At 70.9% G+C, this 2,096-nt stretch carries 2 protein-coding genes; one reads left to right on the forward strand and one right to left on the reverse strand.

From position 1 onward, the window contains the following. On the reverse strand, positions 1-1,415 hold a 1,415-nt coding region (locus tag AOK24_RS14790), incomplete at its 3' end, for a M1 family metallopeptidase (protein WP_063799450.1). A gap of 39 nt (positions 1,416-1,454) precedes the next feature. Here AOK24_RS14790 and AOK24_RS14795 point away from each other — a divergent pair. Further along, positions 1,455-1,955: a hypothetical protein gene (locus AOK24_RS14795; RefSeq protein ID WP_055720534.1), complete on the forward strand. Its 501-nt coding sequence runs from the start codon at positions 1,455-1,457 to the stop codon at positions 1,953-1,955. Positions 1,956-2,096 lie beyond the last annotated feature (141 nt).

The raw sequence follows: 2,096 nt of genomic DNA on the forward strand, positions 1-2,096 counted from the left end.
CCCACTCGCGAAAGCACGAGGCTAGAGGGCTTCGACTTCCCGTACACCCACGCGTCCCACACCCCGTCCCAGTCCTCGCCCGGGGCCACCTTCTCCAGGTACGCCTTCAACTGCCCGCTGTCGACGACGAGATGACGATGCTCGCGGGTCCACCCCTGCAAGAAGTCGTAGAACGCGTCGTCCCCGAGGATCTGCCGGATCCGGTGTACGACCAGGGCGCCCCGCATGTAGACGGGCGGATCGGAGATCTGCTCGGCCCCCGGCGGATCACCCGGCGCGAACGCCCAGATGGCCTCGTTGGCCTCGGCGTCGTCGTAGTAGTCCCCGGCGTACACGGCGTCGAAGATCTCCTGAGCGGTGTCCCCGTCGTGGTCCTCGGACCACAGCCACTCGGCGTACGTCGCGAACCCCTCGTTGAGCCACATGTCGCGCCAGGTCCGGGGCGTCACCGAGTCCCCGAACCACTGATGGGCGAACTCATGGACGAGCAGGGAGAGTTCGGGCGGGCCGGGGAAGAAGGGCCGGTTCTGCGTCTCCAGCGCGTACCCGGCGTCACCGGCCCGCCCGACGACCACCCCGGCCGAACGGAAGGGGTAGGGCCCGAAGTTGTACGCGGCCCAGTCGAGGACGTCCCCAAGTCGCCCCACAACAGCGCGACTTGCGGCCACCTGAGTCGTGTCGACGGCCGAATACACCGGAAGCCCGTCGACAGCCGTACGCCGCACCTCGAACTTCCCCACCGCCAGCATCGCGAGATAGCTCGCCATCGGCTCCCCGGTACGCCAGGCGAACGTACGCCGCCCCGCGCCGGCGGCCTTCTCGCTCACCAACTCCCCGTTGGACACGGCCGTCAGCCCCTCCGGCACCGTCACTCTCAGGTCGTACGTCGCCTTGTCGGAGGGGTGATGGCTGCCGGGGAACCAGGCCATCGACCCCACGGGCTCCCCGAGCGCGACCGCCCCGTCGGCCGTGGGGAGCCAGCCCTCCTCGGACCCGTCGGGGTCGGTGATCGTCTGCGGGGTGCCGGAGTAGCGGACGGTCGTCCGGAAGACCTTGCCCTCGGAGAGGCCGCTCGCGGGGCGGACCGTCAGCTCCTGCCCGGAGCGACTCGTCTTCGCCGGTTCCCCGTCGACGGTGACCTTCTCGACGTCCAGACCGGTCAAGTCGAGGTGGTACGAGGTGAGTTGCCGCGTCGCGCGCGCCGTGATCACCGCCGTGCCGGTGAGACGGCGGGTCCCGGGGGTGTAGTCGAGCGTCAGGTCGTAGTGCGTGACGTCGTACCCGCCGTTCCCCGCCTTCGGGAAGTACGGGTCCCCGACACCGGCCGCGCCCTCCGTGTCGTCGCCGTCGTCGGAACTGCACCCGCTCAGGAGCAGGAGTACGGCTACGGCGGCGGCGCGGGTTCGTCGGGACATGCCGGAGATCCTAGGGCGCGGTCATGACACCATCGGGGCGTGCTCGACATCGGCTATGCCCTCTCCAACCGCTTCCCGGACCCGCCGCAGACGGACTACCGGCGCGTGGACGTCCGCGCCCTGCGCCACGACCTGTTCTGCGGCGACGTGTACCTCGCGGACACGAAGGCCGACCGCGAGGTGTCCACGGCGTGGGGGTGGGTGCCGGTGCTCGACTTCGCGTGGGCGCTGTGCGACATCGTCGAGCGGATCGACCGGGACCCGGCGGGGTCCCGCGCCTCCCGGCCGCAGTACGCGGAACTGGACTTCACCGAGTCGACCGACCGGATGCTCTTCGCGCGGCGGTTCGGGTGGGTGGACATCGAGGCGGACTGGATGCGGGCGGAGGAGGAACCGCTGACGTTCTCCCACAGCGAGCTGCGGCGCGAGGCCCGTGACTTCCTCCACGACCTGATCGCCGACCTGACGGATCTGCACGAGGACCTGGGGGAGAACCCGGCGATCTGGACGCTCCAGGCGAAGTTTCCCCGGCTGAGCTGACCCCTGCGGGGGCGGGGCCGGGCGCGGCGGGAAGTGCCGGGCGAGGCCGTCGGGCGGCTGCGGTGCCATGTGGCTGAGGGCCGTGTGGCTGAGGGCCGTGCGGCTGCGATGCCGTGGCGGCCGGTCGCGCCCACGCGGCGG

The sequence above is a fragment of the Streptomyces niveiscabiei genome, from assembly GCF_001419795.1.
Lineage (GTDB): Bacteria > Actinomycetota > Actinomycetes > Streptomycetales > Streptomycetaceae > Streptomyces > Streptomyces niveiscabiei.